At 71.9% G+C, this 23,770-nt stretch carries 20 protein-coding genes and 1 tRNA gene; 8 read left to right on the top strand and 13 right to left on the bottom strand.

Annotated elements, in window-relative coordinates:
* The first annotated feature begins 113 nt into the window (after positions 1–113).
* The 4 genes from ACRYR2_RS05405 (at position 114) to ACRYR2_RS05390 (ending at position 4,728) form a co-directional block, all read left to right on the top strand.
* On the top strand, positions 114–881 hold the full coding sequence (locus tag ACRYR2_RS05405; RefSeq protein ID WP_432561805.1) for an SDR family NAD(P)-dependent oxidoreductase: 768 nt from the start codon (positions 114–116) through the stop codon (positions 879–881).
* Entirely contained in the window at positions 881–2,518 is a 1,638-nt protein-coding gene (locus ACRYR2_RS05400) for a hypothetical protein (protein WP_432561804.1), read from the top strand. Before ACRYR2_RS05405 ends, ACRYR2_RS05400 begins: the two co-directional genes overlap by 1 nt.
* Positions 2,519–2,688: 170 nt before the next feature.
* Positions 2,689–3,714, top strand: a complete 1,026-nt coding sequence (locus tag ACRYR2_RS05395; protein WP_432561803.1) for an ABC transporter substrate-binding protein — start codon at positions 2,689–2,691, stop codon at positions 3,712–3,714.
* Positions 3,715–3,771: 57 nt separating this feature from the next.
* Positions 3,772–4,728, top strand: coding sequence for a glycoside hydrolase family 43 protein (locus ACRYR2_RS05390; protein ID WP_432561802.1), 957 nt, complete (start codon positions 3,772–3,774; stop codon positions 4,726–4,728).
* A 234-nt stretch (positions 4,729–4,962) separates the two neighbouring features.
* On the opposite strand, the gene ACRYR2_RS05385 is transcribed toward ACRYR2_RS05390, so the two are convergent.
* Entirely contained in the window at positions 4,963–5,826 is an 864-nt protein-coding gene (locus ACRYR2_RS05385; RefSeq protein ID WP_432561801.1) for a dihydrodipicolinate synthase family protein, read from the bottom strand.
* A 3-nt stretch (positions 5,827–5,829) separates the two neighbouring features.
* Positions 5,830–6,144 carry a Dabb family protein gene (locus tag ACRYR2_RS05380; RefSeq protein ID WP_432561800.1) on the bottom strand — a complete coding sequence of 105 codons (315 nt, stop codon included), beginning with the start codon at positions 6,142–6,144 and terminating at the stop codon, positions 5,830–5,832.
* A gap of 174 nt (positions 6,145–6,318) precedes the next feature.
* On the opposite strand from ACRYR2_RS05380, the gene ACRYR2_RS05375 reads away from it, so the two are divergent.
* On the top strand, positions 6,319–7,035 hold the full coding sequence (locus ACRYR2_RS05375) for a GAF and ANTAR domain-containing protein (RefSeq protein ID WP_432561799.1): 717 nt from the start codon (positions 6,319–6,321) through the stop codon (positions 7,033–7,035).
* Here ACRYR2_RS05375 and ACRYR2_RS05370 read toward each other — a convergent pair.
* Genes ACRYR2_RS05370 through ACRYR2_RS05335 form a run of 8 tightly spaced genes read right to left on the bottom strand, consistent with a single transcriptional unit; the run spans position 7,010 to position 16,410 of the window.
* A complete protein-coding gene (locus ACRYR2_RS05370) occupies positions 7,010–7,648 on the bottom strand; it encodes a trimeric intracellular cation channel family protein (RefSeq protein WP_432561798.1) in 639 nt (212 codons plus the stop codon). The genes ACRYR2_RS05375 and ACRYR2_RS05370 overlap by 26 nt on opposite strands.
* Positions 7,645–8,514, bottom strand: coding sequence for a LacI family DNA-binding transcriptional regulator (locus ACRYR2_RS05365; RefSeq protein WP_432561797.1), 870 nt, complete (start codon positions 8,512–8,514; stop codon positions 7,645–7,647). Before ACRYR2_RS05365 ends, ACRYR2_RS05370 begins: the two co-directional genes overlap by 4 nt.
* A complete protein-coding gene (locus ACRYR2_RS05360; RefSeq protein ID WP_432561796.1) occupies positions 8,511–10,952 on the bottom strand; it encodes a glycoside hydrolase family 2 protein in 2,442 nt (813 codons plus the stop codon). The genes ACRYR2_RS05365 and ACRYR2_RS05360 overlap by 4 nt, the downstream gene beginning before the upstream one ends.
* A 33-nt stretch (positions 10,953–10,985) precedes the next feature.
* On the bottom strand, positions 10,986–11,885 hold the full coding sequence (locus ACRYR2_RS05355; protein ID WP_432561795.1) for an ABC transporter ATP-binding protein: 900 nt from the start codon (positions 11,883–11,885) through the stop codon (positions 10,986–10,988).
* The gene (locus tag ACRYR2_RS05350; RefSeq protein WP_432561794.1) at positions 11,882–12,748 is read right to left on the bottom strand and encodes an ABC transporter ATP-binding protein; all 867 of its coding nucleotides are present in this window, start codon (positions 12,746–12,748) and stop codon (positions 11,882–11,884) included. The genes ACRYR2_RS05355 and ACRYR2_RS05350 overlap by 4 nt, the downstream gene beginning before the upstream one ends.
* A complete protein-coding gene (locus ACRYR2_RS05345) occupies positions 12,745–13,707 on the bottom strand; it encodes an ABC transporter permease (RefSeq protein ID WP_432561793.1) in 963 nt (320 codons plus the stop codon). The genes ACRYR2_RS05350 and ACRYR2_RS05345 overlap by 4 nt, the downstream gene beginning before the upstream one ends.
* Positions 13,708–13,721: 14 nt before the next feature.
* On the bottom strand, positions 13,722–14,708 hold the full coding sequence (locus ACRYR2_RS05340) for an ABC transporter permease (RefSeq protein WP_432561792.1): 987 nt from the start codon (positions 14,706–14,708) through the stop codon (positions 13,722–13,724).
* A 4-nt stretch (positions 14,709–14,712) separates the two neighbouring features.
* Positions 14,713–16,410, bottom strand: a complete 1,698-nt coding sequence (locus tag ACRYR2_RS05335) for an ABC transporter substrate-binding protein (protein WP_432561791.1) — start codon at positions 16,408–16,410, stop codon at positions 14,713–14,715.
* Positions 16,411–16,620: 210 nt separating this feature from the next.
* On the opposite strand from ACRYR2_RS05335, the gene ACRYR2_RS05330 reads away from it, so the two are divergent.
* Positions 16,621–17,844 (top strand): ROK family transcriptional regulator, encoded by a 1,224-nt coding sequence (locus tag ACRYR2_RS05330; RefSeq protein ID WP_432561790.1) that lies wholly within the window; start codon positions 16,621–16,623, stop codon positions 17,842–17,844.
* Here ACRYR2_RS05330 and ACRYR2_RS05325 read toward each other — a convergent pair.
* Positions 17,834–18,580: a class I SAM-dependent methyltransferase gene (locus tag ACRYR2_RS05325; RefSeq protein ID WP_432561789.1), complete on the bottom strand. Its 747-nt coding sequence runs from the start codon at positions 18,578–18,580 to the stop codon at positions 17,834–17,836. The two genes, ACRYR2_RS05330 and ACRYR2_RS05325, sit on opposite strands and share 11 nt — an antisense overlap.
* A gap of 102 nt (positions 18,581–18,682) precedes the next feature.
* Positions 18,683–19,807, bottom strand: coding sequence for a transaldolase family protein (locus tag ACRYR2_RS05320; protein WP_432561788.1), 1,125 nt, complete (start codon positions 19,805–19,807; stop codon positions 18,683–18,685).
* A 161-nt stretch (positions 19,808–19,968) separates the two neighbouring features.
* Between ACRYR2_RS05320 and ACRYR2_RS05315 the strand changes: the two genes are divergently transcribed.
* Positions 19,969–20,041: transfer RNA gene (locus tag ACRYR2_RS05315), tRNA-Lys, on the top strand.
* Between the two features lie 814 nt (positions 20,042–20,855).
* Here ACRYR2_RS05315 and ACRYR2_RS05310 read toward each other — a convergent pair.
* The gene (locus tag ACRYR2_RS05310) at positions 20,856–21,977 is read right to left on the bottom strand and encodes a LacI family DNA-binding transcriptional regulator (RefSeq protein ID WP_432561787.1); all 1,122 of its coding nucleotides are present in this window, start codon (positions 21,975–21,977) and stop codon (positions 20,856–20,858) included.
* 255 nt (positions 21,978–22,232) lie between these two features.
* On the opposite strand from ACRYR2_RS05310, the gene ACRYR2_RS05305 reads away from it, so the two are divergent.
* Complete coding sequence (locus ACRYR2_RS05305) at positions 22,233–23,747, top strand: ABC transporter substrate-binding protein (protein WP_432561786.1); 1,515 nt, start codon at positions 22,233–22,235, stop codon at positions 23,745–23,747.
* Positions 23,748–23,770 lie beyond the last annotated feature (23 nt).

Below are 23,770 nucleotides of genomic sequence, written 5' to 3'. Positions count from 1 at the left end.
AGTACCTGAAAGTGCCGGTGAACACCGGTCAACCGGTTGACACGGAGTGTGCCGTCCCGCGACGATGCGTGCCGGCTACTCCGCGAGGACGCGGGCCAGAACGGGAGGAACGCGTGAGCGACCGCTTGCAGGGCAAGACCGTCCTGGTCACCGGTGCCGCATCCGGCATCGGCCGCGCGGTGGCGACGGCGTTCGTCGCGCAGGGCGCGCGGGTCGCGTTCACCGACCGCGACGCCGACGGCGCCCGGGCCGCGGCGCAGGACGCCGGCGGTGAGGCGTTCGGCCTGCGGATGGACATCACCGACGAGGCCTCGGTGCAGGCCGCGTTCGCCGAGGTCGCCGGTCGCGGTCTGACGGTGGACGTCGTGGTGGCCAACGCCGGCGTGCAGCTGTTCGGGCAGGACGCCCCGATCGCCGACCTGGACCTGGCGGTGTGGGAGCGGACGGTGTCGGTGAACCTCACCGGGACGTTCCTGACCGTCAAGCACGCGGTCCGCGCGATGCTGGGGAACGGCGCAGGACGAGGCGGGTCGATCATCCTCACCGGGTCCCCGACGGGGCTGAACGGGGAGGGCAGGGACTTCACGGCCTACTCCAGCACCAAGGCCGGGATCCACGGGATGTGCCGGACGGTGGCGGCCGCGTACGCCGACCGCGGCATCCGGGTCAACACGGTGGTCCCCGGGTACACCGAGACGCCGCTGGTCACGGCGATCTCCGGGGACGCGGACTCGCGGGCCTCCATCGTGTCCCGCACGCCGCTGGGGCGTCCGGGAACCCCGGCCGACGTCGTCGGGATCATGACCTACCTGGCCAGCGACGAGTCCTCGTTCGCCACCGGAAGCCTGTTCCGCGTCGACGGCGGCATGACGACGCTCTGATGGACGGTGCCCGCTGGAACGACGGGGAACCCGAACCCGTCCCCTTCGGCCTGGGGCCGTGGAGCGGGCAGGTCCGCCGCGGAGGTTCGCTGTCGGACCTGGAGTTCTGCGGGGTCCCCGTCCTGCGCGCCGTGCGGGCGGTCCTGCGCGACCGGGACTGGCGCACGGCCCCGGCGACCGTGGCGACCGTGGACCGCGCCGCCGGCGGGATCCGCCTGACGGGGGAGTTCCTCGACGAGGGCGGCGAGGACACCGTCCACGCCGACTGGACCCTGCAGGTGAGCGCCACCGACGACGCGCTCACCGTCGACCTCACCGCCACCACGCGCACCGCCTTCGCCCGCAACCGCTTCGGTCTCGTCGTGCTGCACCGCCCCGACGAGGCCGGGACGGCGCTCCAGGTCACCCACCCGGACGGTTCGACGACCGCCACCCGGTTCCCCGTCCAGATCGCGCCGCACCAGCCGGCCCGGGACGTCGCCGCCCTGACCTGGTCGCGCCCGGGCGTCGACGTCCACGTCGCGTTCGACGGCGACGTGTTCGAGATGGAGGACCAGCGCAACTGGACCGACGCCTCGTTCAAGACCTACAGCACCCCGCTGGACGTGCCGTTCCCGGTGCACCTGCCCGCCGGGGCCACGGTGCGCCAGCGCCTCGTCGTGCGCTGCGCCACGAACGCGACCCCCGCACCGGTCGCGCCGGAACCCGGCCCCGTCACCCTGGTGGCGAGCGGCGAGCCGTTGCCGCAGTGGGCGACCACCGCGCCCGTCGAGGGTTTCCAGGGCCCGCTGCTCGTCGAGCTCGTGCTCCCCGACCCCGACTGGGAGACCGAACTCGCCCGTGCCCGCGCCGCGGGCAGGTCCCTGGACGTCCGGCTCGTCACCGACGACCCCGCCCAGCTGGGCCCCGCGGTGCAGGCCCTGGCCGGAACTCCGCTCGTCCGCCTGGGCGTCCACTCGCTCACGACCCACGTCAGCACCCCGGAACTGTGGACGGCGTTGCGGGCCGCGGCGCCGCCTGACGTGCCGCTCGTCGCCGGCGCGCGCTCGCACTTCACCGAACTGAACCGCACCGTCGCCCAGCTGCCCGCCGACGCCGACGGGGTGGTGTTCGCCAGCACCCCGCAGATGCACGACACCGGCCGCGACCAGGTCCTGGAGGCGCTCGCCGTCCAGCGCCTGACGGCACGGCAGGCCGTCGCGACCGCCGCCGGGCGCCCGGTCCACGTCGGGCCGGTGACCCTGCGGGCGCGGTTCAACGCCGTCGCGACGACGCCGTGGCGTCCGGGCCGGGACCGTGTCGCACGCGATCCACGCGTCGACGCCCCGGCGTTCGCCGCGTGGGTCGTGGCCAGTGCCGCCGAGTTCAGCGTCGCGGGGGTGGCCTCGGTGACGTTCGGGGACGTCGGGGGAACGGCACCCGACAGCCTCCGCCGCCTGGCGCGGTTCGCCGGGCTGGAACGCCTCCACCTCGGATCCGCACTGCCGCAAGGGGTGCACGTCCTCGCGGGACGGGACGCCGAGCAGGTCCGGGTGCTCGTGGCCAACCTCGCACCGACCACCCGGGCCCTGGAACTCGACGGTGCCGAACTCGTCGTCGAACCCGGCGCCGTCGTGGAGCACGTCCGGCGCAGGTGAGCGGGCGTCGGTGGCTGCCCGTTCCCCGCGAGGGGTTGCGGTACGGAGCAGCACCTCGCGAAGGCTCCGGGTGCCGGCGACCCGTACGGCGAACCGGGGGTGATCACAGGGCGATCGCGGGAAGTGGCCTGTGATCCCGAGCACTCAGCAGGTGAGGCTAACCTGTCCTCGTGCATCGTCGATCCGTCCTCGCCGCCCTCGCCGCATCCGGCGCCCTCACCACCCTCGCCGCGTGCGGGAGTGATGACGACTCCGCCACGAGCGGGTCGGCGTCCTCGCAGTCCTCGACCCCCGCCGCCGAGGGGTTCCCCGTCACCATCGAGCACAAGCTGGGCTCGACGACGATCGAGTCCGCGCCGGCCAAGGTCGTGACGGTCGGCTACAACGAGGAGGACTTCGTCCTCGCCCTCGGCGTCACCCCCGTGGGGGCCCGCACCCCGCTCGGTTCCTACGACGCCACCCGGCGGCCGTGGGCCGTGGACCTGCTGCCGGCCGGCGGCATCACCTCGGTCGGCCAGTCCGAGCTGAACTTCGAGACGATCGCCTCGCTCGAACCCAACCTCATCATCGGCGCCTACGCCTACCTGACCGAGGCCGACTACCAGACCCTGACGGCCATCGCCCCGACCATCGGCGACGTCATCCCCGAGGGTGAGGGCGCCGACTCCACGGCCGCCGCCAGCTGGCAGGAGGAACTCACGGTCATCGGCAGGGCGCTGGGCAAGGAGGCCGAGGCGAGTTCGCTCGTCGACGACGTCGAGGCGGACTTCCAGGACGCCGCCGACGCCCACCCCGAGTTCGCGGGCAAGACCATCAGCGTCGTCCTGTTCAACGAGTCCTACTACCCGCTGGACTCCTCCGACCCGCGCGGGAACTTCTTCCTGCAGTTCGGGTTCGAGGAGAACACGACCGTGGACCCGGCCGGCCTCAGCGCGGAGCAGGTTCCCCTGCTGGACACCGACGTCCTGGTGGTCCTGGGGCGCAGCGCCGAGGAGTTCGCCGCGAACCCCGTCGCCGCGAACCTGGCCGTGGTCACCGAGGGGCGCACGATCTACGTGCCGACCTTCGACACCGACTTCGCCGGCGCCCTGGGCAACTCCAGCCCGCTGTCGCTGCCCTACGCCGTCGAGCAGGCCGTCCCGCAGCTGGCGGCCGCCGCCGACGGCGACCCGGCCACGGCGCCCGCGACCCTCTGAACCCCGTCGGTGCTCGCGTCGGCCGTTCCGGCGCGAGCGCCGCGGTAGGGTCCGGCCGTGCTGAGCAACGGTGACGGCGAACCCCGCGACCACTACCTCTTCGTCCACCACGTCGAGGACCCCGACGGTCACGGCGAGCAGGTGTTCTTCTCCCTCAGCGAGGGCGACGACCCGCTGTTCTGGCGGCGGGCCAACGGCGGGCGGCCGGTCCTGGAACCCACGCTGGGGACCACCGGCATCCGCGACCCGTTCGTCGTGCGCGGGAACGGGGAGTTCTTCGTCGTGGCCACCGACCTGCGCATCTACGGCGGGGACGACGCGGGATGGGACTCCTGGCGGCGGCAGGGCAGCCGCAGCATCGTGGTCTGGCGCTCGGTGGACCTCGTGCAGTGGTCGCAGCCGTGGCAGCTGCAGGTCGCGCCCCCGAACGCCGGGATGGCGTGGGCGCCCGAGGCGACGTTCGACCCCGCCACGGGGGAGTTCACGCTGCTGTGGTCCTCAGCCCTGTACGCGGACCAGGCGCGCGAGGGCGACGGCTACAGCCGCGTCCTGACCGCCCGCACCCGCGACTTCCGCACGATCGGTCCGGCGGAGGTGCTCATCGACCGCGGCCGCGCCGTCATCGACACGACGCTCGCCCGCTGCGGGCAGGCGTGGCTGCGGTTCTCCAAGGACGACTCGCGGGCCCCGGACTCGTTGCGGCTGTTCGCCGAGGTCGACCGTGGCGACGGGTTCGAGGTCGTCGCGCAGCGGATCGCCGACGAGCTGTTCCCCGACGTCGAGGCGCCCGTCGTCGTCCACGACGCGCGGCGCGACCGCTGGTACCTGTTCGTCGACCAGTACTCCGTCCGGCCGCAGGGCTACCTGCCGCTCACCACCGACGACCCGCTCGGCGGGCGGTGGATTCCGGTGCCGGCGGGGGAGTACTCGATCCCGCCGAACACCAAGCACGGGGGTGTGCTGCCCGTCAGCGAGCAGGAGTGGCGCCGGCTCGCCGCGGCGTTCCCCGCGTGATCGGGCGCGCGGTGACCTCGCGCGCGTTCACCGGGCACGCGGTGACCGCGCGCGCAAACGCCGGGGTCGTGGTGGTCGGCGCGCGGTGACCTCGCGCGCGTTCACCGGGCACGTGGTGACCGCGCGCGCAAACGCCGGGGTCGTGGTGGTCGGCGCGCGGTGACCTCGCGCGCGTTCACCGCGCACGCGGTGACCGCGCGCTCAAACCCCGCACAAACCCCGCACACCCCCAGCTCACCCGACCGGCAGCGCGGCCAGCACCGCGGCGAGTTCACGCCGCCCCGCCTCGGGCAGTTCCCGCACGGGACGGGGCAGGTCCGCCCGCGCCACCAGACCCAGGGCGAGCGTCATCGCCGTGACCACCCGCAGGCTGCCGTAGCGCGAGAACAGGTCCCACAGCGGCAGCAGCCGGCTGTCGTCCGCGTCCGGGGCCAGGAGTTCGCGGCACACGACCGGCAGGGTCCCGGCCAGGACGGAGTACCAGACGTCGCAGCCGGCCTGCAGACCACGCACGGCGTGCGCGTCGCCCGAGACGCCGAGGGAGACCGACGCGGGCAGCAGCGCGCGCAGCGCCGCCACCCGGTCCCGCGCGGCGGCGGGGTCGGCGGGAACCCCGGGCAGCTTCACCGAGCGGACGAGCGGCAGTTCCGCGATCCGGGCGTGCAGCGCGTCGCTGAACCGGACGTGCGTGGTCGTGGGGTTGTCGTAGACGCACAGCGGGACCGACAGTTCCCGTGTGACGTCGGCGTACAGGCCGAACACCTCGTCGTCGGTGAGCGGCTGGTAGGACAGCGGGGCGAGCAGCACCCCGCTGACCCCGGCCCGCTGCGCGTCCTGCACGACCTCGAGCACCGCCCGCGTCGACAGCGCCCCGGCCCCGACCAGGACCGGGACGTCCCCGGCGGCGCCGACCGCGAGTTCGGCCACCCGCCGCCGCTGTGAGCGCGTCAGGTACGGGTAGCCGCCGGTGGAGCCCAGCACGCAGACGGAGTCGGCGCCGCCGTCGACGGCGCGGCGGACGAGGGAGACGACACCCTCCTCCTGCACCTCCACCCCGGCCAGGGGCGTGATCGGGAAGGCGCACAGCGGTCCGAACACGGCTCAGGCCCCGTACGCGACGAAGTCCTGCTCGGCGAAGGCCGCGACCTCCGGCACCCAGCGGGAGGACACGAACCCGACGTGGTCGGGGTGGGCGTCGTAGGCGCGGTAGGCGGCCTCGTCGGCGAACACCATCGAGAACTGGAACCGGAACCCGCTCCGGGGGCTGACCTGCCGGTGGACGGTGAACTCCCGCACCCCCGCGATCCCGGTGAGCACCGTGCGGGCGGTGGCCAGGAACTCCTGCTCGGCGGCGGACCCCTCGGGGTGGACGAGGGTGAAGCTCACGGTGTGCTGGACCGGCCCGGGGTACGTCATGGCCGCAGCGTAGGGGGCGCCCACCATCGAGGTGACGCGGCGTCACGTACGGTCGCCCGGTCCGCCGGGCATCGTCCACAATGGACCCGCACGTGCAGCCCGGCGCGTGCCGGCGGGGTGCAGAGGGGCCGATGGGCCGGCGGAGCCGGCCGCGTGTGGAGGTCAGGTGTGGACGTGCGCGCCGACGCGGTGGCCGCCGCGGTCAACGACATCGCCCAGGTGCTGGCCGAGCACGGCGAGCCGCTCGAGCTGGCCCACCGGCTGGTCGGGCACTGCGCCGAGCTGCTGTCCGCCCACGCCGTCGGGCTGATGGTCGAGGACGCCCGCGGTGACCTGCAGCTGCTGGCGTCCAACCCCCTGCAGCTGAGCGTCGTCGAGCTGTTCCAGCTGCAGGTCGACGAAGGCCCGTGCCTGGAGGCCTACCGCAGCGGCGCGGTCGTGTCGGTGCCCACGGCGGCCGGGATCGCCGAGCGGTGGCCGCGCTTCAGCCGGGTGGCGGCCGAGGTCGGCATCGTGGCCGTGCACGCCCTGCCGGTCCACCGCGGCGGCCGCGCCATCGGCGCGCTGAACCTGTTCCGCGACCACGAGGGCACCTACTCCGCCGTCGAGCTCGACGTGGCGCAGGCGATGGCCTCCTTCGGCGCCGTCGGCATCACCCAGCTCGAGCACGTCGCCGAGGGGGTCCGCGTCCAGGCCCAGCTGCAGGAGGCCCTCGACGGCCGGGTCGTGCTGGAGCAGGCCAAAGGCATACTGGCGCAACGCTTCCGCATCCACCCCGACGAGGCCTTCGCGCGGTTGCGCAGCCAGGCCCGCACCGAGCGGCGCAAGTTGCGGGACGTGGCCCAGGCGGTCGTCGACGAGCTGGTCAGTCCAGCTGTTCCGGAGCGGTGAGGGTCGCGCGCGGAGCCCGCCAGCCGCGCAGGACGCCACCCGTGCGCAGCAGGGCGCACACCGCGCCGCCCGCGAAGGCCGACACCCCGGACGACAGGCCCAGCAGCGGGCCGAGCACGGCGACGGCCGCCCCGCACAGCGCCGGCAGCGCGTACAGGCCACCGGTCAGGATGCCGGGAACCCGGCGCACCAGCACGTCGCGCAGCGTCCCGCCGCCGACGCCGGTCAGCCCACCGAGCAGGATCGCCTGCCCCGCCCCGAGTCCGGCGTCCACCGCCAGCTGGGCGCCGGTGACGGAGAACAACGACAGGCCGACCGTGTCGAAGACGAGGATCGGCCGGGACATCCGCGCCAGCAGCCGGTGCCCCCAGAACGCGGCGAGGGCGCCGGCCGTCGCGGTGGCCAGGTAGTACCAGGTGCGGAACGTCGCCGGCGGCAGCTCGCCGAGCAGCACGTCACGCAGGATCCCGCCCCCCACGGCCGTCACGATCCCCAGCGTCACCACGCCGAAGAGGTCGAGGTGGGTCGCGCGCATCGCCGTGAGCGCCCCGTCCAGGGCGAAGGCGAACACCCCGACGAGCTCGAGCAGTAGCAGGAATCCCTGGGCCGTCACCCGATCGATTCTGCCGCCAGGGATCCGGACGTGGCGCGGGCGGCCGTGCTGCCCCGCACGACGACGTGCGACTCCGGACTCGGCGGCTGCCGGGCGTCCCCACCGGCCAGGACGGCCTGCACCGCCGCCCCCAGCCGCTGCCCGCGGTGGTGCACGTCCACCGTCATGGCCGACAGCGGCGGCACCGACACCTCGCACAACGGGGAGTCGTCGGCCGACATCAGGCTGACGTCGCCGGGCACGCGCACGCCCCGCGCCGTGAGGTGCTCCAGGGCGGCGACGGCCATGACGTCGTTGTCGAACACCACGGCCGTCGGCGGACCGGCCGCGGCCAGGAGTTCGGTGACGGCCTGCACACCGGCCGCCGCGGTGTAGTCGGCCTCGGCCGTCAGCACCTGGACGTCCAGCCGCGCCGCGCTCGCCGCGATCGCGACGCGGCGTTCGGCGGTGTGCACCAGGTGCGCGGGACCGCACACGTGCCCCAGCCGCCGGTGACCCGACTCCGCGAGGAACTCCACCGCCCGGGCCAGCCGGGCGGCGTCGTCGGCGACCTCGCTCGTGCAGGCCCACGGGGACTCCAGGTGCGCGGCCAGGACGTGCGGCATCCCCAGGTCGGCCAGGAACTGCGGCCGGACGTCGCCCTGCACCAGGTCGACGACGACCACGGCGCGCACCTCCTCGCCGGCGCTCCACCGCTGGTAGGTCGCCAGCTCGGAGGGCAGGTCGGCCACGACGAGCACCAGGACGCTGTACCCGGCCGGGTGCAGCACCTGTTCCATCCCCTCGACGAGTTCGACGAAGTACGGCTCGACCCCGATCCGGTGCGCCGGGCCGGGGATCACCAGGCCGATCGTCCCGCCGCTCACGAGCGGCCGAACCGGTTCGCCGTGCGCAGGGCCCCGGCGAACTCCTCGGCGTCGACGACCGCCCCGCTGCGCACGCGGAAGGTGTGCGACTCCCCGGGCAGCAGCGTCACCAGCCCGTCGTCGACGCGGGCGTCGGGGGCGACGACGTCCGCCAGCAGGGTCACGTCCCGGGCGAACGACTCCGCCCGCACCCGCACCGCGTACCCGCCGTCGACGCGGGTCACGCCGACCCGCAACGGGTCCGGCTCCCACGGCAGGTCCTTGTCGGGGGCCTCCAGGTGCACCGCGCGCAACCCGCCGGCGTCGACCACCACGGGTTCACCGTCCCCGCCGACCAGCGGCAGCGGGCACGTGCGCACCGCGCGGGCCGGCACGGACACGTCGAACTCCGTGCGCTCCAGCACCTCACCGGTCAGCGTCGTGCGACGGACCAGGACCTGGGTGGAGAACTCCTGCGCGGTGTCGTTGACGACGACGACGTGCGGCACCCCCGCACGCGGCTGCACCGTGAGCATCCGCGGCGCGAACGCCCGTCGCAGTGCGTGGAAGGCCGGTTTGCGCCGGCCGGACCCGTCGACGACCGCCCAGGACGTCACCGGCCAGCAGTCGTCGAGCTGCCAGTAGATCGACCCCGCCGTCCGCGGCCACCACGACCGGTGGTGCTCCACCGCGCAGGACACCGCACGGGCCTGGTTCAGCTGCGCGGCCCACACCCAGTCCTCGAACCCGGAGGGCACACCCGTGTGCGGCGCCATCCCGCGGTCCAGCTTGCCGTTGCCGTCCAGCGCCTTCTGGTGGGCCAGGAACGCCGGCGACGTCGCGGACCGCTGGTCCGCGGGCAGGAACTCCGCGATCGTGGCCAGCGTCGGCGGCGCCTGGTAGCCGAACTCAGCGCAGAACCGCGGGATCCGGTCGCGGTAGTGCGGCCAGCCCAGCCGGTTCCACACGTCCCACTCGTGGTTCGTGCCGTGGTCGGGGTCGTTGGGGTGCACCCCCTGCGGAGCAGTGGCAGGGCTCACCGGGCTGCCCGGCTGGTACGGCCGCGTCCCGTCCAGCTCGGCCAGCAGCGCCGGGAACAGGTCGTGGTAGTAGCCCGCACCCCACGTCGAGGAACCCAGCTCCTCCTTCCACCCCCAGTCCTCGTGGCCCTGCAGGTTCTCGTTGCCACCGCTCCAGACCGCCAGCGACGGGTGGTGCGACAGCCGCGTCACGTTCTCGCGGACCTCGGCCTCGAACTCGGTCCGCAACGGGTCCTCCTCGGCGTAGGCGGCGCAGGCCAACGGGAAGTCCTGCCACACCAGCAGACCACGTTCGTCGCACAGGCGGTAGAAGTCCTCGCTCTCCCACAACCCACCGCCCCAGACCCGCACCAGGTTGCAGTGCGCGTCGACGGCGTCGTCCAGGGCCGCGGCGTACCGGTCGGCGTCCAGCCGGGTCAGCAGGTGGTCGCGCGGGATCCAGTTGACCCCCCGCACGAACACCGGCTGCCCGTTGACGACCACGACGGTGCGGGTGCCGAACTCGTCGGGGGAGTCGTCGATGCGCACGTCGCGGAAACCGGTGCGGTAGCTGCGCTCGTCCAGCAGCTCGCCGTCGTGCGCGCACAGCCGGACCCCGACGTCGACCAGCGGCTGCTCGCCGTACCCGCGCGGCCACCAGACCGGCGCCTCGGGCACCTCGACCTCCAGGACGGCGCTCGCGCTCGCCGGGTCCAGCACCGTCGCGGCCCTCCCGTGCCGGCCGAGGTCGACGTGCACCGTGAGCGCGGTCGCGGCCTCCAGACCGGAACGCTCGACGTCGACGTGGACCCGCAGCCGCCCCGTGGTCCCGTCCAGGCCCGCCAGCGGCCGGACGGTGGCGAAGCGGGCGGTCCGCCAGCGCCGCAGCGTGACCGGACGCCAGATCCCGGCGGTCTGCAGGTCCGGTCCCCAGTCCCAGCCGAAGCTGCAGGCCATCTTGCGGACGGCGTTGAAGGGGTGGTCGTAGGTGCGGGGGCGGGCGCCGACGTCCTTCTCGACCGATTCGGCGTGCTCGAGGGCGGAGTCGAACCGCACGACGAGTTCACCGGGCCCGGTGAGCCGGGTCAGGTCGAAGCGGTGAGCGCGGTGCATGTTCACCGTCCGGCCCAGTTCGGTCCCGTCCAGGGTGAGGGTCGCGACGGTGTCCAGGCCGTCGAACAGCAGCTCGACGCGTTCGCCGGGCGCGGGCGGCCCGGCGTCCAGGCGGGTCCGGTACTCCCAGGCGCTGCGGTGCATCCACGTCAGCGCGGCCTCGTTCTCCCCGACGTAGGGGTCGGGGATCAGGCCGGCCGTGAGCAGGTCGGTGTGCACCGTTCCCGGCACCTGCGCCGGGATCCAGCCGGCCCGGTCGACCTCCTCGGGGATCTCCCCGCCCGCCGGCCGCAGGGTCCAGCCGTCGTGCAGTGCGCGTACGTCCACTGGGGGTGTGTCCTCTCGTTGCGGCACGGTCGTTCAGCCGACGGCCGCGGTGGGTGCGCCGTGCTCTGTCCAGGCGCGCAGGTGGTGGTCGTAGCAGACGCTGTTGTCGATGGCCGAGCGGTCGACGACGGTCTCGGTCGCGACGACCTTGCCGACGCGTTCGGGGTCGGGAGCGGCCTGGGCGAGCAGCTTGGTGTAGTCGTGGTGCGGGTCCAGGATCACCGCATCGGCCGGGCCGCGCTCGACGACGCGGCCGCGGTACAGGACGAGGACCTCGTCGGAGAAGTGCCGGGCCGTGGCCAGGTCGTGGGTGATGTAGAGGACTGCGAGGTCCTCCTCGCGCTGCAGCCGGGCCAGCAGGTTCAGCACCCCGAGCCGGATCGACACGTCGAGCATCGAGACGGGTTCGTCGGCGATGAGCACCTTGGCCCCCGGCGCCAGCGCGCGGGCGATGGCGACGCGCTGGCGCTGCCCGCCGGACAGTTCGTGCGGCCGGCGGGCCGCGACCACGTCGGCGGGGGTGAGGTTGACGCGTTCGAGCATCTCCAGGACGCGCTCGTGCGTCTGCGCCGCACCCTTCGTCCGGCCGTGCAGTTGCAGCGGCCGGGCGATGTGGTGGCCGACGGAGTGGAACGGGTTGAGCGAGGCGAACGGGTCCTGGAACACCATCTGCACCTGCCGCTGGTACACCGACCCCAGGACGGGGGTGCCGTCGGCCAGGCGCACGTCCACGCTGCCCGAACTCGGCTTCTCCAGCCGGGTGAGGAGCTTGGCGATGGTCGACTTGCCCGAACCGGACTCCCCGACCAGGGCGACCGTGCGACGGGGGAGCAGATCGAAGCTGACGCGGTCGACGGCGCGGAAGGGGGTGCGCCGCAGACCCTTGCGCAGGCCGTAGTCCTTGGTGAGGTCGGTCACCGACACGCTGGTCATGCGATCTCCTCCGTCAGTTCCCCGTCGAGCTCGCCGGAGCGGATGAACGCGCCGCGGTCGCCGGACAGGCTCGGGAACGAGCCCAGCAGTCTGCGGGTGTAAGGGTGGGCGGCGTTGCGGTACAGGGTGTCCGCGGTGTCGAGTTCGACGATCTCGCCGTGCCGCATGACGGCGATGCGGTCGCTGATCTCCAGCAGCAGCGGCAGGTCGTGGGTGATGAAGACGACGGCGAACTGCATCTCGTCGCGCAGCCGGACGATCTCGCGCAGGATGTCGCGCTGGACGACGACGTCGAGCGCCGTCGTCGGCTCGTCCATGATCATCACCTGGGGTTCCAGGAGCATGGCCATCGCGATCATCACCCGCTGGCGCATGCCGCCGGACAGCTCGTGCGGGTAGGCCCGCAGCCGGTCGGCGCCGACCCCGACGCGTTCGAGGACCTCGGCCGACCGGGTCCTGCGGGCCCGCCTGTCCAGCTCCGGCGCGTGCGCGCGCAGCGTGTCGTCCAGCTGGGCGCCGACGGTGCGCACGGGGTTCAGGGCGTTCATGGCGCCCTGGAACACCATGGACAGCTTCGACCAGCGGAACCGCCGCAGCTGCTCCTCGTCGAGGCCGAGCACGTCGACGTCCCGGCCGGTGGTGGCGTCGTGCAGGACGACCGTGCCGGAGGCGATCCGGGCCGGCGGCTGGTGCAGCCGGTTCACGGCGTAGGCCAGGGTCGTCTTGCCGCAGCCCGACTCCCCGGCCAGGCCGAGGATCTCCCCGCGGTGCAGTTCGAAGCCGGCCGAGGCCACCGCGGTCACGGGGTCCTCGGTCTCGTAGACGACGGTCACGTCGCGAACGCTCAGGACGACGTCGCTCATCGGGTTGCCCTCCTCGCCGCTCGGGCGGCCGCCCGAGCCCGCTTGCGGTGCAGGCGGACGTTCTTCAGCTTCGGGTTGACGATCTCGTCGATCGAGAAGTTCACCAGCGACAACCCCGTGCCCAGCAGAGCGATGAGCAGACCCGGGGGAGCGAACCACCACCAGGCGCCCAGCGGCAGGGCGAACCCGTTCTGGGCGTAGAACAGCATGGTGCCCAGCGTGGCGGAACCGGAGGCGCCCAGGCCCAGGAACGACAGTCCCGCCTCGCCGAGCACCGCGGCGATCACCGCGAAGACGAACTGGGAGGCCAGCACGGGCAGCAGGTTCGGCAGGATCTCCACGACGATCACGCGCCAGGCACGTTCGCCGGACAGCCGCGAGGCCGCGACGTACTCGCGGTTGCGGACCGACAGCGTCTGGGCCCGCAGCACCCGCGCGGAGGCGGCCCAGCTGGTCAGGGCCAGCACGACGGCGATGGTCCACAGCCCGCGGCTCTCGCGCGGGACGAACCCGGAGATGACGATGACCAGCGGCAGGCCGGGGATGACCAGGAACACGTTGGTCAGCAGGGAGAAGACCTCGTCGGCGGCGCCGCCGAGGTAGGCGCCGTAGATGCCGAAGAAGGCCGACAGCACGGTCGCCAGGACGCCGACGAGGAACCCGATCTGCAGCGATCCGCGGGTGGCGTGGGCGAGCTGGGCGAAGACGTCCTGACCGGTCTGCGTCGTGCCCAGCCACAACTCGCCCGTGGGGCCGGTCAGCCCGATGTCGCGGATGGTGTCCGGGTCGCCCACGAGCGCCGGGCCGACCAGCCCGAACAGGCAGATCCCGACGACCAGGAGCAGGCCGAGGGCCAGCCACGGCGTCATGGTCGGGACCAGCATGCGCCAGGCCGGGACGGGTTTCCTCGACGGCGCCGGGGTGGGGAGCGCCGCCTGGACGGGGACGGTGTTCGTCACGGTTCCGCCTCCTCTCAGCGGGCGCGGGTGCGCGGGTCGATGAGCGTGTAGAGCAGGTCGACGACGAGGTTCGCGCCGAGGACGGCGAGGGTGATGAACAGGAACACGCCCTGCATGAGCGCGTAGTCGTTGTTCGTCACCGCCGCCAGCAGCCGCGAGCCGATGCCGGGGTAGGAGAACACCTGCTCGGTGACCACCGACCCGGACACGACGAACGCCAGCGAGATCGCGAACCCGGCCACCGAGGGCAGGACGGCGTTGCGGGCGGCGTAGTTGCGCAGGATCCACCGGTTCGGCAGGCCCTTGGCGCGGGCGGTGGTGACGTAGTCCTCCGACAGCGTGGAGACCATCATGTTGCGCATCCCCAGCAGCCAGCCGCCGACGGAGGCGACGACGATGGTCAGCGCCGGCAGGAAGCCGTAGTAGACCGCCGAGCCGATGAACTCCGCGTTCCAGCCGGGGGACAGGACGACGTCGTACCCGCCCTGGGCCGGGAACAGGCCCAGCACCCGGGACAGCACGTACACCAGGACCAGCGAGAGCCAGAAGTACGGCACGGCTGCCAGCAGGGTGGTCGCGGGCACCATCGAGTCCAGCCAGGTCCCCGGCCGCCACCCGACGAACGCCCCGAGCAGCACCCCGAGGAACGCGGCGATGACGGTGGCCAGGCCGATGAGGACGACCGTCCACGGCATCGACGCCGAGATGACGTCGGTGACGGGGGCGGGGAAGTAGCTGATCGACGTCCCCAGGTCGCCGCGGAGGATGTTGCCCAGGTACGTCCAGTACTGCGAGAGCAGCGACGCGTCGGTGTCGCCACCCAGCAGCGTGGCGTACGCCTTGCGGGTCTCGGGGGTGACGACGGCACCCCGCTGGCTGAGCTTGGCCAGCAGGATGTCGACGGGGTCACCGGGCAGCAGGCGGGGAATGACGAAGTTCAGCGTCAGCGCCGCCCAGCAGGCGACGGCGTAGAAGCCGAGCTTGCGCAGCAGGTAGTTCACGACGTCAGCTCGCGGCCTTGGGTGTGAGGGTCTTGAAGATCTCGGCCGCGTCGAAGTCGGACCACACCGCGGGGAACGCGTACTGGTCGTCGTTCGTGGGCCAGCCGGAGAACTTCGCCACGTTCCAGACGCTGGTGTTGGAGCCGGTCATGACCGGGATGTAGGGCATCTGGGTCGCGACGGCGCTCTGGATGACGTCGAACTGGGCCTGGCGGCCGGCGGTGTCCTCCGGGGACAGCTTCTGCAGCTCGTCCAGGGCGGCGTCGACGGCGGGGTCGGAGAACCTCGAGTAGTTGTTGCCGTTGGCCTTGGTGCCCACCGGGGCGGTCATCCGGCCGTCGTAGAAGTAGCTGTAGAGGTAGAACGGGTCCGGGGCCGGACCCTGCCACAGCGAGTCGATGGCGAGCTCGAAGTTCCCCTTGAACCGCTTGTCGGTCCACTCGTTCCAGGAGGACTGCGCCGTCTCGATCTGGATGCCGGCGGTCTTGGCCTGGGCGGCGATGGTCTGGATGGCGGTGATGTAGTCGGTCCAGCCCGTGACGACCTCGATGGTCAGCGTGAGCTTCTGCCCGTCCTTGGCGTAGATGCCGTCGGGACCCTTGGCCCAGCCCGCGGCCTCCAGGATCCGGGCGGAGGTCTCCGGTTCCGCGGTGGCGGGAGCGACCTTCGGGTCGACCTGCGCGGAGATCGTGTCGGCCTGGGTGCTGGTCAGCGCCATGCTCGGGGAGATCTCCGAGGCGGTGTCCTGGAAGGCCAGCTTGTTCAGTTGGGTGCGGTCGATGGCGTGGAAGAGGGCCTGCCGCACGGCGGGGTCGGTCTGCGGTCCCTCGCAGCCCAGGGCGGCGTTCGCGCACGCGCCGAGGACCATCTGGTTCTGGGCGACGGACCCGGTGTCGTAGTTCGGGAAGTTCTTGTTCGTGTTGGCCATGTCGGGGATCGGGCCGGTCTGCCAGTCGATCGTGCCGGCGGCGATGGCGTCGGCGCCGGCCTGGTTGCCCGAGAGGGCGAGGAAGCGGACCTTCGAGACCTCCGGTGCCCCGCCCCAGTACTCCGGGTTGGCGTCCATGGTGAAGGCCTGACCCTTGAACTCGCTGAGGGTGTAGGCGCCCGTCCCGACCGGCTCCTCCAGGACGTCGGCCTCGGGGTCGATGTCCTTCCACACGTGCTCGGGCACGATGACGACGGTGCTGAGGACGTCCGGCCCGGAGGTGTAGGCGGGTTCGGCCCAGGTGAAGGTGACGTGGGTGTCGTCGACCTTGGTGACGGTGCCGTCGAAACCGGTGCTGTTGAGGGCTTCGTGGTCCAGCAGCATCTGGAAGGTGAAGACGACGTCGTCGGCGGTGAAGGCCTCGCCGTCCGACCAGGTGGCCCCGTCGCGCAGGGTGACGCTGAGCTCGGTCCCGGCGTCGTTCCAGGCGTACTCGGTGCCCAGCAGGGGCTTGGGCTCGGCGTCGGCGGCCGTCTTGTTGATGAAGAACAAGGGCTCGAAGATCAGGCCGGCCCCGCCGATGTCGGAGGGGGAGTAGGGGTTGAAGTTCAGCTGGTAGTCGCCGGCCTGGCCGGTGTAGGCGACCAGCGTCGTGCCGTCGTCCCCGCTGTCGGCGCCGGCCGAGCAGCCGGCGGTGAGCAGGAGGGAGGCTGCGGCCCCTGCGGTGAGGAACCGGGTGAGGCGGGTGGTCCGGTGGGACTTGCGACGGGGCATGTGTCGTCCTCGGTCTGCGGCCGCAGCTCGCGGCGGTGCGAGTGCCGGACCGCTCCGCGGGCACCCCCATCGGTGAGCGGGTGGAACTCGGTCCGTCGTTCGATAACTTAATTAAGTTGATGAAGTCTCGTCAAGGGTGCCGGTCCGGGCTGCCCGGGCGCACTAGAGTCGGCGAGCAGCCGGGCACCCGGCTCGTGGCGAGGAGCGGTGATGACGTCCGTTGACGACCCGGGAGTGGTGCGCCGCCCCGCCCGTGGGGGAGCGCGCGAGCGGCTGATCGACGCCCTGCGCGCGTCCGGGCCGGTCAGCCGTGTCGAGCTCGCCGCGCTGACGGGCCTGACCGAGGCGTCGGTCTCGACCACCGTGAAGCGGCTGCTGGCGGAAGGGGTGGTGGCCGAGGTCGGCCGCGCGCCCACGGGCGGCAAACCGCGCACGCTGCTGCAGCTCGACCCCGGTGGGCGCACCGCCGTGGGCATCGACCTGGCCACCACGACCGTCACCTACGTCCTGACCAGCCAGACCGGCGGGATCCTGGCCCGGCTGACCCGCCGCTTCGCGCCCACGACCGACGCCGGTGACCTCGCCACCCGGCTCGCCGGGGACGTCGACCGGTTGCTGGGCGGCAGCGGGCAGTCCCGCGAGACGTGCCTGGGCATCGGGCTGGTCTGGGGCGGCCCCGACGGCGGGTTGCTGCGGCGCACGGGACGGGAGTCCGGGACGGCCGAGGCCGCGCCGGTGGACGGCGAGGAGCTGCGCCGGGCGCTGGGCCGGGCGACCGGCTGGCCCGTGCTGGTCGAGAACGACGCGACGGCCGCCGCCGTCGGGGAGTACTGGGTGGCCCGGGTGGACGCCGCCCGCTCCTTCGCGGCGCTGTACTGCGGCGCCGGGCTCGGGGCGGGGATCGTCCTGGACGGGGTCGCCCTGCGGGGGGCGCGGGGGATGGCCGGGGAGTTCGGGCACGTGTGCGTCGACGTCGACGGCCCGGCGTGCCGCTGCGGCTCGGCCGGCTGCCTGGAGGTCGTCGCGGGGCCGGAAGGCGTCGTCCGCCGCGCGCTGGAGGACCCCCGGGCGCGGGCCGAGGCGTCGCTGGAGGAGTCCTCCCGCCGCGCGCTGATGACCGACTTCGCAGCGATCGCCCGCGCCGCGCGATCAGGAGGCGCCGCCTGCCGGGCGCTGCTGGACGACTCGGCCCGGTACGTCGCGGCGGCCGCCGAGACCCTGGTGAACCTGCTCGACCTCGACCTGCTCGTCCTGACCGGGCCGGGTTTCGCCGCCGCCCCGGCGATCTACGGCGCGGCGATCACCGACCGCGTGGGGTCGGCCCGGGCGCGGGTGTGGGGGCGCGCGGTCACCGTCACCGTGTCCTCGGCCGCGGCGACCGCCCCCGCCGTCGGGGCGGCCGCGCTGCTGCTGCAGGAACGCCTCACCCGCTGAACCGGGCCAGCAGGCTGAAGGAGTTCGGCAACCCGCCCCGCCAGGCCGCGGCGTCGACGTCGCCCATCCGCCAGAACGGGTCGGGGTGCTCCTGGAGCTCGGTCAGTTCCAGACCGTTCCGGGTGACCGCCAGGACGATCTGCGCGAAGGTGTGCTGGCGCTCGACCGCACCGGAACCCGGGAAGGAGTCGTTGACGTGCGAGGCGGCGAAGTAGTCGCGGTCGGCGCGGATGCGGGTGGTGTCCGCGTCCCAGGAGTACAGCGGCACCATCGGGTGCGACTCGTGGACGAACAGGTGCCCGCCCGGGCGCAGCACCCGCGCCACCTCCGCCGCCCACGCCGTGAGGTCCGGAACCCAGACCAGCGCGCCCTTGCCCGTGTAGACGAGGTCGAACGCGCTGCCCGACACGGGGAACGGCGGGACGTCGGCCTGGACGTACCGCACCGGGTGGCCGAGTTCGTCGGCGCGGCGCTGCGCGGACACGACGGCCTTCTCGTCGTAGTCCAGGCCGGTCACCGTCCTCGCCCCGGCCCGCACCAGCGCGATGTCGTCGACGCCGTTGCCGCTCATCGGGTGCAGGACGTCGGGGGCGTTCTCCAGGACCGGCGCGAGGATCCGTTGCTCGACCGGGAACAGCTCGGCGGTCCGGGCCTGGGTCAGGAACTGCTCGTGCTCGCGGACGTACTTGTGCGCGGCCTGCGCCCAGGCCTGCCGGGTGCGTTCGTGATCGTCCACGGTGCAGCATCCTGGTGCACGCGCTGCGGGCGGTACGCACGCCCAGGAGGTGAGGGAGGCGGGCATCCCCCCGGAACGCCCGCCTCCCGGTCCCTGGTCCCGTCAGACCGCCGGGACCAGCACGTCGCGCACGAGCGCGTCGAGCTGGGCGGAGGCGTCGAGGAACTGGCGCAGCGTGCGCACCGTCGCGCCGAAGCGGTCGAACTCTTCGATCGTCATGCCGTCGACGTCGTAGGCGCGGGTGAAGTCCGGCACCTTGGTCCGCAGCACCTCCAGGACCGCCGGGTCGACCGGCTGGTCGATGGCGTCGGTGCGGAACGGCACGTCGTTGGCGTTGATGTCCTTGGCCCACTGGAAGGGCGGGGAGACGACCAGGTCGCCGCCGACGAGCTCGGACCACTGCAGGTGGTTGCGGAAGGCCGCCGACAGCACACGCGAGCGGTACCCGCGCTGCTGGAAGACGTGGTGCGCGTGCTTGAGCGCCGCCACGCCGGCCCACTCCAGGACGCCGGGGTCGACCATCACGTGGTCGCGCTTGACGGTGGCCTTCAGCCAGTCGTCGAGCCGGCCGCCCATGAGCGTGACGACGTGACCGAACTCCTGCTCGGGCAGCCCGTCGGCCGCGCGCCGGTCCAGCGCCCGCTCGATGGCCGCGCCGACCGCGACGACCTGCGGGACGGTGAAGGAGACGGTGGCGTTGATGGAGACACCGCGGTAGGCGGCTTCCTCGATCGCGGCGATCCCGACCTTGGTCGCGGGGATCTTGACGATGACGTTCTTCGCCAGCTGCGAGAAGTGGACGGCCTGCGCGACCAGCGCGTCGGCGTCGCGGTGCAGGCGCGGATCGGTCTGCACCGACAGCCGCCCGTTGCGCCCGCCGGAGGCCTCGAAGGCCGGCTCGAGCAGCTTCGCCGCGTTGATCGACAGCTCCTCGACCGCCAGCCAGCCGATCTCGGACTCGCCGGCCGTGGGGTGCTCGGCCGCCAGCTCACGCAGCCGCGGGATCCAGGTGTCGGGGTCCTGCTTGATGCAGGTCAGGGCGATGACCGGGTTGCACGTCGCGCCGACCGCGCCGTACTCCTCGATGGCGGTGCGCAGCTCGGTCGGGTCCGCCGAGTCGTTCCACAGCGCCGTCTTCGTCTGCTGGGCCGCCCGCAGGGTCGCCGGGGTCTTGGCGGCGGGAGTGGTCGGGGTGGTGGCCTTCGTGCCGTCGTCGAGCAGGGTCATGCGTCCTCCTTGTCGCGATGCCTGGACCGGCGGGACGTGCACCGATCGCACTGGTCACGTCATGTTAGGACATATGCACATCGATCGGTAGGGGGTGTACTGCCCGGCCGGTGGATCGTGGTCATGGTGTCTGCGATGATGACCGCGGACCTCCGGGTCCGGGGCCTCTAGCTCAATTGGCAGAGCAGCGGACTTTTAATCCGCGGGTTCAGGGTTCGATCCCCTGGGGGCCCACCTCGCTGACCTGCGCAAACGCATGTGCGGCCGATGGTGTTGGCGCAGCGGACTCACGGATTGCTCACGGATGCTGTGAGCAATCCGCCGTTCCACGGCACTGCCGATGTCACTGCGGCGGCAGTACCAAGCACTAGTCAACACGTGACGACACTTCGCGCACTGTGCCGGACGTACAGCAGCGGATTCCGCGTCCGCTACCGATCGAGCGGTTGGGTCTCCTCCGATGCCACATCAGCGAAGGGGTGGGATGCGTGAAAGGTCCGCCCAGATGCGAGCTCTTGTGTCGCACAACGTCCTACCGGGCGCTTTGTGTTCAGTCAGGCCTTGCACAACGTCCACGAGTGGCTCAACGCCCCCTCACCCCGCTCCTGCGGCGCTGCTGTGCGAGCACGGCTCCATGCCATGGCGACCTCGCGGTTGGCCGGCGGGGCTGTGTACCGGATGCCCGCGACACGTATACGGCATCACCTGAACCGCGGAACGGTGCCTGCGCGATCGTAAACATCATGGTGTGAATCCCGCCGTCGGCCGCGGGAGCCCGCGCGGCGGCCGAGTTGTTGCCGAACTTCCTGCCCACATAGTTGGCGATCCTCAGTCAGCGCTCCGAAGAGGATTGAGAGATGCCGAAGCTACAGGCGATGTCGCGCGGGAGCCTCCGCTTGGTGGGCGATCGCTCCGCGGCGGGACTCCTCGCAGACCGGGGTCGACATCGTGCTCCCCCTTCCAGTGACTCCCACGATTCCTACCGGTCGAGGCGTCGAGGAGATCGGGGCAGTCCTGCCGCTCTCGATGTCGGCCTCAGGTATGCAGCTCAGGCGATGGCTTCCGTTTCCTCGAAGCCGTCGGCGCGCTGGGGCGGCAGGGTGGAGTCGTGCAAGGGCGCTGGTCCACTGGTGTTGCGGGCGATCAGGCTGGGGGACACGACGAACCGAACCGGTTGGGTTCGCTCACCGTTGATCCGCTCGAGCAGCAGGCGGGCGCTCATGGAACCGGTGAGGTCGCCGGACTGGTCGATGGTCGTCAGGGAGACGCGGTTGATGGTGGAGACGTAGATGTTGTCGTACCCCGTGACCGTCAGGTCTTCCGGAACGCGCAGTCCGAGTTCTTCGGCGGCGCGTAGTACTCCCAGAGCGGCGATGTCGGCACCGGCGAAGATGGCTGTCGGCCGCTGCGGCCGCTGCAGCAACTGCATCGCTGCCTCGTAACCACCCTGCTCGGTGTAGTGGGAGACGACCACGATCGGATCCAACTCGTGCCGACGCATGGCCGCCTCGTAGCCGTCCTGGCGGGCAGTGTGCGACAGGACCCAGGGGCGCTTGAGTCCACCCGAGGGCTGCCCGGTGTGAGCGATGTGCCGATGCCCGAGCTCCACCAGGTGGTCGACCACCAGACCCGCTCCGAGCTGATCGTCGTCGACCACGGTGTCGAAGTTGCGGCCGGGTCCGTGCAGCGCGACCGCAACGGTCGGCACCCGAGCGGCCAGTTCCTCGATCCAGTCCACGTCCACCCACGGGGCGACCAGGATCAAGCCGTCGACCTGGCGGTCCAAGAGGGCCTCGATGCGTCGCTTCTGGCGGGTGGGCTCCGTTCCGGCGGCCACGATGATCTCCTGGAAGGGAGTCGCCTCGAGCTCCCGGCTGACACCTTGCGCGACCTCGGGCTGGAAGGGCGAGGTCAGCTCGACCAGGACGACCCCGATCGTGTACGACTTCCCGCGCATCCCGCGGGCGCCGGCGTGCGGCCGGTAACCGAGCTGCTCGATCGCTGCGGTCACCTTAGTCCGCATCTGCGGGCTGACGCCGTACGCGTCCCGCAAGACCTTCGAGACGGCGGACACGGAGACGCCGGCGGTAGCCGCCACGTCCTGGATGGTCGCCCGCCGCCCCGTAGCGGCCGAGTCTCCTGCTGCCGAGGGCGCGTCGTCGCTGAGCACAGGTCACCTCCCTTTCGTCCATGCCGACTGTATCTTGCTCCAGCTCACATCCCGGTGGACATCGATGCACAGGCATCCGGTGCCGGATGTGCACCTCTCTCAGCTGGTTCTTGAGAGTGGATTGACCTGACGGCGGCACCGTGTCTATCGTGCGCGTAGAACGTTGCACGCGGAGGCGTGGTGGCCTCGTCCGTGCGATGACCTCGCGGTGCCGCTGTGGTGCAGCGGGCGCGTCAGACTTACAAGGGAGTAGCCATGCGACGCAGGACAGTCTTGTTCGCCGGTTCGGCCGCGGCCGTCACGGCCAGCCTCGCCGCGTGCAGCGGCGGATCCGACGACGGAGCCGGAGCCGGTGCCTCGAGCGACACGCTGACCCTGGGGATGACCTCGGACATCGCCGGCTGGGACGTCGGGATCATCCCGACCTACCAGGGCTGGTACGGCGACGCGATCTACGAGCCGCTGGTGCGGCGCGACGAGAACGCCGACATCAGCCCGGCGGCGGCGGAGTCGTGGGAGTTCTCCGACGACAACACCTCGGTCACCGTGCACCTGCGCTCCGGCCAGACGTTCACCGACGGCACCCCGATGGACACCGCGGCGCTGCAGGCGACCCTGGAGTACGTCGGCTCGCTGAACACCCGGTTCGCCGGCCTCACGTTCGACGTCGCCGACGCTCAAACGATGACCATCACCTGGCCGGCGCCCAACCCGCTCATCGCCATGCGCCTGGGTGAGGTCCGGCTGGCCAGCGCCAAGTACCTGGCCTCGGGTGACCTGGACTCCGCGCCGTGCGGTGCCGGCCCCTACGAGGTGGACACCGCGAACACGACGCGAGGCTCGGTCTACACTTTCACCCGCCGCGAGGGGTACTGGGATCCGGAGTCCTACCCCTACGACAAGGTCGTGATGAAGGTCTTCGCCAGCGACACCGCCGGCATGAACGCGCTGAAGACCGGCCAGATCGACGGCTGCCTCATTCCGCAGTCCTCCTACGACGAAGCCAACGCCTCCGGCCTGAACGTCATCGCCCTGCAGGGCGTCACGACCCGCCTGTTGATCACCGATCACCTCGGGCAGAAGATCCCGGCGCTGGGCAATGTCGACGTCCGCCGCGCCATGAACATGGTCTTCGACAAGGAGGCCATGACCAAGAACCTCTACCTGGGTCACGGCAAGCCGGCCAGTCAGATCTTCCGCGAGGGTAGCGATGCTTACCTGGAGGACTTTGACGACCCGTACCCCTTCGACGTGGACGCGGCCAAGGCCCTGATGGCCGGAGCCGGATTCGCGAACGGGTTCGACCTGCAGATCCCGACGATGACCGGGCAGAACCACGAGAAGCTGATGCCCTACATCACCCAGCAGTTGGCGCTGCTGAACATCCGGGTGGAGCAGGTGCCGCTCAGCGGTCCGGACGCGATCACCAACCTGCTCAGCGGTACCTACCCCGTGCCGTTCTGGCAGTTGGGCAACTACGGCGACTCCTTGGTCGACATCCAGGACTACTGCCTCACCGACGGCCTGTGGAACGTCTCGCACCAGCCGGACGCGACCATCGACGGCCTGTGGCAGGAGATCCTCATCGGTGACGAGGAGCAGCAGAAGGCCGCTGAACAGGACATCAACCGGTACATCGTCGACCAGGCGTGGTTCGTGCCGATGGTGTACCCGGACGGTTTCTACGCCACCAGCAAGAAGGTCTCGGTGCCGCACGTCACTGACTTCTCGGCGTTGCACCCGAACCTGATCGACTTCAAGAAGAACTGACCTCCGAAACCTGCCGGCCGACA

Origin of the sequence: Kineococcus deserti, assembly GCF_050871945.1 — a bacterium.
Taxonomy (GTDB): domain Bacteria; phylum Actinomycetota; class Actinomycetes; order Actinomycetales; family Kineococcaceae; genus Kineococcus.
The sequence above is the reverse complement of the archived record's forward strand: the minus strand, read 5'-3'. Positions and strand labels throughout refer to the sequence as shown.

Coding starts and splice junctions, on each gene's coding strand:
- ACRYR2_RS05330 (WP_432561790.1), top strand. CDS start 16,621: ATGACGTCCGTTGACGACCCGGGAGTGGTGCGCCGCCCCGCCCGTGGG.
- ACRYR2_RS05320 (WP_432561788.1), bottom strand. CDS start 19,807: ATGACCCTGCTCGACGACGGCACGAAGGCCACCACCCCGACCACTCCC.
- ACRYR2_RS05355 (WP_432561795.1), bottom strand. CDS start 11,885: ATGACCAGCGTGTCGGTGACCGACCTCACCAAGGACTACGGCCTGCGC.
- ACRYR2_RS05335 (WP_432561791.1), bottom strand. CDS start 16,410: ATGCCCCGTCGCAAGTCCCACCGGACCACCCGCCTCACCCGGTTCCTC.
- ACRYR2_RS05350 (WP_432561794.1), bottom strand. CDS start 12,748: ATGAGCGACGTCGTCCTGAGCGTTCGCGACGTGACCGTCGTCTACGAG.
- ACRYR2_RS05305 (WP_432561786.1), top strand. CDS start 22,233: ATGCGACGCAGGACAGTCTTGTTCGCCGGTTCGGCCGCGGCCGTCACG.
- ACRYR2_RS05380 (WP_432561800.1), bottom strand. CDS start 6,144: ATGACGTACCCCGGGCCGGTCCAGCACACCGTGAGCTTCACCCTCGTC.
- ACRYR2_RS05400 (WP_432561804.1), top strand. CDS start 881: ATGGACGGTGCCCGCTGGAACGACGGGGAACCCGAACCCGTCCCCTTC.